Source organism: Paenibacillus sp. GCM10027628, assembly GCF_042676385.1.
GTDB lineage: Bacteria > Bacillota > Bacilli > Paenibacillales > NBRC-103111 > Paenibacillus_E.
Map to the genome: position 1 here is coordinate 268,330 of NZ_JBHTHA010000001.1, position 6,857 is coordinate 275,186.

Below are 6,857 nucleotides of genomic sequence, written 5' to 3' on the forward strand. Positions count from 1 at the left end.
TTAAGAAGTTGATCCGATTATCCGTTGCGTTTTTGGAAATCGATCATGAAATCAGCAAGTGCTTTACAAGAAGCGTAAGGAACTGCGTTGTAGGTGGAAGCTCTCAAGCCGCCAACACTGCGGTGCCCTTTCAAACCAACGAAGCCGTTTTGCTCAGTTTCCTTGATAAATTTCTTCTCCAGCTCTTCATCAGCCAGACGGAATGTGATGTTCATGGTCGAACGGCTGCCTTTATCGACAGGGCCACGGTAGAAGCCACCGCTTTGGTCGATCGCGTTATAGATCAGGCTAGTTTTCTCGCGGTTATTTTTCTCCACAGCGGTAAGTCCGCCTTGCTCTTGAATCCATTTCAGCACCAGGTTCACCATATAAATGGAATACACAGGTGGCGTATTGTAGAGGGAGTTATTTTTGCTGTGAATTTCGTAGCGCAGCATCGTAGGGATCGTTTTGGGCAAATCTTGAAGCATGTCCTCTTTCACGATCACGACAGTCACACCGGAAGGACCGAGGTTCTTCTGCGCCCCTGCGTAGATCATGCCAAACTTCGATACGTCAACCGGGCGGCTCAAAATGTCACTGGACATATCCGCAATCAACGGAACGTTGCCTGTGTCCGGGTAGCTTTGGAACTGCGCGCCTTCGATCGTCTCGTTGGATGTCACATGAAGATATGCGGAATCCGGGTGAATGTTGATTTCACTCAGGTCAGGGATTTTCATGAATTTTTGTTCTTTGGAGCTTGCAGCAATCGATACTTCGCCAAATAAGCCGGCTTCCTGCACCGCTTTTTCCGCCCATGCGCCAGTAAGCACGTAACTGCCTACTTTGCCCGGTTTCAGGAAGTTCATTGGAATCATAGCGAATTGCGTGCTGGCTCCGCCTTGCAAAAACTGAACTTGATAACCGTCCGGGATGCCGAAAATTTGCTTCAGCAATTGCTGTGTCTCATTATGTACTTGCTCATATTCCGCGCTGCGGTGAGAGATTTCCATAATCGACATACCGATTCCTTTAAATTCGACAATCTCTTCCTGCGCTTTTTGCAGCACTTCGAGCGGAAGCGCTGCAGGCCCTGCATTAAAATTGTAGGCCCGATTTCCCATGAATGACCACACCTTTGCTTTTTGTATTATGGCTATGATAGCAAGATTCTCCCCTTGCATCAAGTAGAACCTCAGTTGGTAATGCTAGGAGAAGAATTGACCAAAGGATGAAATTAACTTGTCGAATAAAGGAGTCTGATTCCTGTGTCTTCCTCACATTTTGCATTAACCTCAACATCAACTTCAACTTCAACGTCTTCAGCCGACTCTGCAGCTTATCGGCTGTTCGTCGGCATTCAACTCCCGCAAGAAGCCAAGCGGGAGCTGGACATATGGAAAGGCAGCCTCCAAGAGAAGCTGCCTTTCAGCAAGTGGACGCATCCACAGGACGTCCACATCACACTGCAGTTCCTCGGCGACACGACCGCCGAGGTTGCCGATGCGCTGGCGCCCGATCTGCGCCAGCTGGCCGCGGCGGCGACGCCGCTCGCCCTGCGCGCCGAGGGCCTCGGCGTGTTCGGCCCTCCGGCGGCGCCGTCGATCCTGTGGGCGGGCGTCGCCGGCGACACCGCCGCGCTCGCGCAGCTGCAGCGCGCTACCGAAGCCGCCTGCGCCCGCCACGGCTTCCCGGCCGAGGCTCGCGCCTACCGGCCGCACATCACGCTGGCCCGCCGCTACCGCGCAGCGGCGGGACCGTTCCAGCGCGCCGCGCTCGCGGCCGGCGTGCCAGCCGGCGGCTGGCCCGCGTGGCAGGTAGAGGACATCGTCCTCTACCGCAGCCACTTGGGCCGGTCGCCGGCCTACGAGCCGCTAGGCGTGTTCCCCCTGGGGGGACACGCGCGCGGCTAGTCGAGCAGCACCTGCGAAGCGGTGCTGCGGGCAAGCGCGAACATCCGCCGAAGCTGGTCGGCGGTGTTCCGCTCAAGCGAGAGCGGCGGCAGCTCGCTCTCGCTAAAGAACCCTACGCCGTTCGTTTCCAGACCGGCGTCCAGCGCCTCCCCGCCTACCAGCTCGCACAAGATAAAAATCTTGTACACGTGGTTAGGCGACGGCGGATGAGCATGGCGCTTCTTGTCCAGAACCGCCAATAACCGAACCGGCCGGACATCGTAGCCGGCCTCCTCCTTGGTCTCCTTGACGGCGACCTCGGAGGGGGAGAGGCCGATATCCGCCCAGCCACCTGGCAAAGACCAAGCGCCGTCCGCACGCTCCCTCACAAGCAGCATCTGGTCTTCGTGAAGCACGACGGCGCGAATATCCACTTTTGGCGTCGCATAGCCGCTTTCACCCGCAAAGAGCTCCCTCACTTTATCCACGGGCGTCTCGGTGAAATAGCTCATCATCTCCACGCTAATGCTGCGCAGCGCCTCGTAACGCTCCAAATCGTACCCGTCTTTGCCATACTCCAGCCCAGCCTGGCTGATCGCTTGAATTTGTTTGGCCCAATCCAGCCATGGAATGTTCATGTCGTGCTCCTCTCCGCTTGGCTATATGCCAGCATCCCGCTAAAGATTTCTACCATCTCTTCCAGCTTCATGCGCACCAGGCCGCTCGATGAAGGACATACATATTCGATGACCCCCGTTACAACGGGTACAGGCTGAACCCCCCAAGCCATCCCACGTTTACCGCTGTACTGCTCATAAACACCCTTACCGACGAAACAAACAACCTTTGGTCGATAAGTTTCGATTTTATCTTTAAGCACCGCTCTTCCCTCCCGGTACTCCTCGGTTGTGATCTCCGCTGCCGTTAATGTGGGCCGAGCGACTATATTCGTAAAACCATACCCCAACTCCAGTAAATCTCCATCTTCCTGAGGCTTATACAAACGTGGCGTTAAGCCGGCTTGATGTAAAATCCGATAAAACCGATTGTTTGGATTCGCATAATGATGACCGGTTTCTCCGGAACGAATGCTCGGATTATAACCAACAAATAGAATGCGGAGATTCTTTTTCAAATGATCGGATATCGGTTTAACGGGTTCCATTGAATCCACTCCTCGCGATGAACAGCCGTTTTCTCTTTTCAATATATTACCATTAATAACGCCGTCGTGCTAAACTAGTAGAGGAATTCTTAACTTACTAGAATGAAGGGCGTGAACAACCTTTGATTTCATTCCGTACTTTTAGCGATCTTTCTTTAAAGGATGCCGTCTCACTCTGGAACAAGGGCTTCGAGCAATATATTGTCCCCGTTACCCTAACTGTAGACTCCTTTGTGCAGCGGACCGCGAATGAGGGCATATCGCTTGACCTCTCCGTTATTGCCTACGATGGGGATACGCCTGTCGGCTTTGTGGCTAACGGATTTCGAACGTACCACGGCCAAAAAAAGGCCTGGAACGGTGGCACAGGCATCATTCCAGATTATCGCGGTAGGGGAATCGGCAAGCTTCTCATTGAGCAGTCGCTGCGTTTATACCGAGAACAAGCGGTTCATGTAGCTGTGTTAGAAGCGATTTCTCAAAATGAACGTGCTATTCGGCTCTATGAAAAAATGGGTTATCAGATTAAAGATACATTGTTTATTATGCAAAATACGGAAGCACTGCCTGCCGGATCTTTCAGTTCGTCTTCCTCCGGTCACCTACCTACCTATACATTGAAAAAAGCTTCCCCCGCCGAACTCGCCTTCATCCCTATGTATCGCGGAGACCGGGCTTGGCAAACTCAATGGGAAAGCCTGCGCAGTGGAGAACTGCTGCTCGCCATCGATTCAAACACAGGAAATGTAATCGGTTACTCCTTATATAGAAGGAATTATAATGAACAAGGCGAATTGACCGCCATTGTGCTCTTTCAATGCGAAGTATCACCTGGCTCCAGCAACGAAGCCGAGATCGTAAACTCCATGCTACACGAAGTATTCGCTCCTCATCAAGGTGCATGCAAAAGAATGACAATGAATCTATCCAGTTCCTGTTACATGGTCGTTGACGCACTGCTTCGCGCCGGCTTTACCGGGCAAATGGAACAGGTCTATATGGTTCACCAACTATGAGATAAACCACACTTAAAAAGCCGAGGATTTCTCCACGGCTTTTTCTCATATAAATGTAAGCTTTTCATACGATTTACCCAAAACCCCGTTCGCATCGCCTTGTAACCATTTATCAATAATCGTGCCGTATACCGAACGAAAATCAACTTCATACTTTAAATCTCCATTGTCTAAAGTCGTCAAGCTCGGGTACGCGCCATACAATCCGCCTTTAACCTTGCCGCCTAGAACGAACATCGGAGCCGCTGTTCCGTGATCGGTTCCGCCGCTTCCATTCTCCCTAACTCTTCTTCCGAACTCAGAAAACATCATGACGACTACGCGGTCCTGCAATCCTTGAGACTCCATGTCCTTATAAAATGCAGTCAATCCCTCATCGAGCTGCTTAAGCACTCTGGTATGCTGATCCTTCTCATCGGCATGATCGTCAAATCCGCCTAGCTGCACATTAAACACTCGTGTTCCTGATTTACCCGCTAGCAGCTTGGAAACGGTCTGTAAGTCCCTCGCAAAACTCGAGTTCGGATATTCGATCGTATTCTTATAACTGAAGGATAGCGCTTGAATCGCTTCCACGCTCTGATAAGCATCGCGACCTCGCTGCGCGGTGACCCGCAATTGCTCCAATTGACCTTGAGCGCCGTACATATCTTGAAATGCTTTCATGATCCGGTTCTTCTCGGGCATCGCTGTTTTCGGATCAATCAGATGATAAGAGTCGAGTGACTGAATCAAAGGAAAACTCATTGTATCGGAATTAAACGCCTTGCTTCCTGAACCTCCGATCTGAACCGCTTTGAGCGGATTGCTGCTCTGGCGCAGCGAGGTTTCGGCATAACGAGCCAGCCAGCCGCTGTGGCTCAACTTCTCAGGTTCAGCGGTCTGCCAAATTTCCATCGAGCGAAAATGGGAATGATCAGGTTTCGGATAACCAACTCCCTGGATGACAGCTACTTTCCCAAGTTTGTATAGCGCTGCTAAGCCTGCCAAGCATGGATGCAGTCCGACCTGGTTATCTAACACAAGCACTTCATTTTGCTTATAAGCAAGTGTGGGACGATTATCGTAGTAGACGCCCTGCCCGTAGGGGATCAACGTATTAATCCCATCGTTGCCCCCGCTTAGTTGCACTACGACCAATATAGGTTCGTCGACGCCTTCACCGGAACTACTACCGGCAAAAATAGATTTGCTGGCCTGTGTATACATCAACCCTCCCAACCCTATTGTCGCGAATAAAGCAGTGCCTTTAATTAGAAATTCTCTTCGAGTTAATTTCATGTTTCGTCCCTCCCTCTGCCCCTACTTCATTTGCGCTTCCGGACTGATCAAAACGAGCTGCAGTAATCCACGCAGCCCAGCAGACCTTTGTTTGCTATGTAAAATGGTATCTTCTACGTATGCGCTCAAACCTTGCAGTGTCTTGTCTGTTATTTGTGCGATCCCCAGATTACGACTCCACAACCTCACCCATTCTTCAGCATGATCCGCATCTTTTGGCGTGAAATCATCTGATGCTAAAAAGGCGCCGCTTATTTGCTTTGCAACAGACTCGGCAAATTGATACCTAGCGAGCAATGAACTAGTGCTAAGCCATGTCTGGCCGCCCCGCCACCCCGCAACGTCCGGAGGGGAGTATAGCTCTTGCCCCATTTTTCTCATCGCCTGCACAATCCCTTTAGACAACGATAGCTGACATACTTTCATCATACCTGCAACGTATTCGGCAGGAGTTTTAATTAACGTCATGTGTAAGCTTTCATTATAGAAATCATCTGATACGAACAGCTCATACAGAACTTCACCTATTGTTTGTTTAGTCAAAATATCATCTGCAACCTTACGGACCCAAGTCTGTGAAGGATTGTCAGCAACAAAATAAGTCAGCAGCTTGACCGCAAGAAAGGTCGACAGCGCCTTTTGATGAAAAATGACATCAATCGCTCCTTCCGCATCCAGCTTTCCTGTTTCGCCAAGCAGCGTTTTATTGTCATTGTCATGCTGTTTCGGATTGTAGCTCACCTTGTCATCGTTCTTGTTGTAGGTCCAGCCTGTAAAAGAACGGGCAGCTTCCTTCACATCCTGTTCGGTGTACTGACCAATTCCTAACGTGAAAAGCTCCATAACCTCACGGGCGTAATTCTCATTAGGCTTTCCTTTTTTATTCTTGTTCACATCAAGCCAAATCATCATCGCTGGATCTTGCCCCATTGCAAGCACCAATTCCTTGAAATTGCCCAGCGCATGTTTGCGAAAAAGCTCGATTTGCTGAACCATCAGCGACACATCTCTGACTTTATAATTGGCCGTTGCAAAATGTCCATGCCAAAACAGCGTCATCTTCTCAATAAGCGGAGTTTCGGAATGAACCATCCGATATAACCAGTACATCTGTTGGTCCGCTAGTTGCATAGGATCGAGCGTTTTCTTACCATCTGCTTTCACTTGATCAAATGAAGCCATTTTCGGTAGATCGCTGCTGAGTGGCTCACCTGCGACTAGTCGTCTTACCGTCTCCTCTCGACCCAGCGCCAAACTCGCCGCTATCTCCATCTGGCTAGCCCCGAAGGCAGCTCGGTTAAATAAATGCATCACGTCCTTATACGTCCATGTCATCAGCCTGATCTCCCCTCTCCTTGATGCCTTCACCCTAACATAAAAATATGTCAAAATTATGTATAAAAAACCCCGATTGCCAGTTCCTTGGGAGCTAACTTGGCCTAATGAATTCTCCACCTTCCCGTCTGTAAAGATGAAAAATATCGTCCCTCGGTTTTAAGGTTTTTTCTCATGTATTCTCGC

General features: G+C 50.3%; 7 protein-coding genes. 2 read left to right on the forward strand and 5 right to left on the reverse strand.

Annotation, left to right across the window (positions count from 1 at the left end):
* Positions 1 to 17: 17 nt before the first annotated feature.
* Complete coding sequence (gene serC, locus ACFQZT_RS01215) at positions 18 to 1,106, reverse strand: 3-phosphoserine/phosphohydroxythreonine transaminase (protein WP_379295728.1); 1,089 nt, start codon at positions 1,104 to 1,106, stop codon at positions 18 to 20.
* Between the two features lie 144 nt (positions 1,107 to 1,250).
* Between serC and thpR the strand changes: the two genes are divergently transcribed.
* Complete coding sequence (gene thpR / locus ACFQZT_RS01220) at positions 1,251 to 1,895, forward strand: RNA 2',3'-cyclic phosphodiesterase (RefSeq protein ID WP_379295730.1); 645 nt, start codon at positions 1,251 to 1,253, stop codon at positions 1,893 to 1,895.
* Here thpR and ACFQZT_RS01225 read toward each other — a convergent pair.
* The gene (locus ACFQZT_RS01225) at positions 1,892 to 2,512 is read right to left on the reverse strand and encodes an NUDIX hydrolase (RefSeq protein ID WP_379295732.1); all 621 of its coding nucleotides are present in this window, start codon (positions 2,510 to 2,512) and stop codon (positions 1,892 to 1,894) included. The genes thpR and ACFQZT_RS01225 overlap by 4 nt on opposite strands.
* The gene (gene mug / locus ACFQZT_RS01230) at positions 2,509 to 3,039 is read right to left on the reverse strand and encodes a G/U mismatch-specific DNA glycosylase (protein WP_379295734.1); all 531 of its coding nucleotides are present in this window, start codon (positions 3,037 to 3,039) and stop codon (positions 2,509 to 2,511) included. The genes ACFQZT_RS01225 and mug overlap by 4 nt, the downstream gene beginning before the upstream one ends.
* Before the next feature lie 122 nt (positions 3,040 to 3,161).
* On the opposite strand from mug, the gene ACFQZT_RS01235 reads away from it, so the two are divergent.
* Positions 3,162 to 4,055, forward strand: coding sequence for a GNAT family N-acetyltransferase (locus ACFQZT_RS01235; RefSeq protein WP_379295736.1), 894 nt, complete (start codon positions 3,162 to 3,164; stop codon positions 4,053 to 4,055).
* 45 nt (positions 4,056 to 4,100) lie between these two features.
* On the opposite strand, the gene ACFQZT_RS01240 is transcribed toward ACFQZT_RS01235, so the two are convergent.
* Together ACFQZT_RS01240 and ACFQZT_RS01245 are read right to left on the reverse strand one after the other, a co-directional pair.
* Positions 4,101 to 5,336 carry a DUF1501 domain-containing protein gene (locus ACFQZT_RS01240; RefSeq protein ID WP_379295738.1) on the reverse strand — a complete coding sequence of 412 codons (1,236 nt, stop codon included), beginning with the start codon at positions 5,334 to 5,336 and terminating at the stop codon, positions 4,101 to 4,103.
* Between the two features lie 21 nt (positions 5,337 to 5,357).
* Complete coding sequence (locus ACFQZT_RS01245) at positions 5,358 to 6,671, reverse strand: DUF1800 domain-containing protein (RefSeq protein ID WP_379295740.1); 1,314 nt, start codon at positions 6,669 to 6,671, stop codon at positions 5,358 to 5,360.
* Positions 6,672 to 6,857 lie beyond the last annotated feature (186 nt).

What these genes read in the sequence shown, in the direction of transcription:
- serC (WP_379295728.1), bottom strand. Translation starts at nt 1,106, where the DNA reads ATGGGAAATCGGGCCTACAATTTTAATGCAGGGCCTGCAGCGCTTCCG.
- ACFQZT_RS01225 (WP_379295732.1), bottom strand. Translation starts at nt 2,512, where the DNA reads ATGAACATTCCATGGCTGGATTGGGCCAAACAAATTCAAGCGATCAGC.
- mug (WP_379295734.1), bottom strand. Translation starts at nt 3,039, where the DNA reads ATGGAACCCGTTAAACCGATATCCGATCATTTGAAAAAGAATCTCCGC.
- ACFQZT_RS01240 (WP_379295738.1), bottom strand. Translation starts at nt 5,336, where the DNA reads ATGAAATTAACTCGAAGAGAATTTCTAATTAAAGGCACTGCTTTATTC.
- ACFQZT_RS01245 (WP_379295740.1), bottom strand. Translation starts at nt 6,671, where the DNA reads ATGACATGGACGTATAAGGACGTGATGCATTTATTTAACCGAGCTGCC.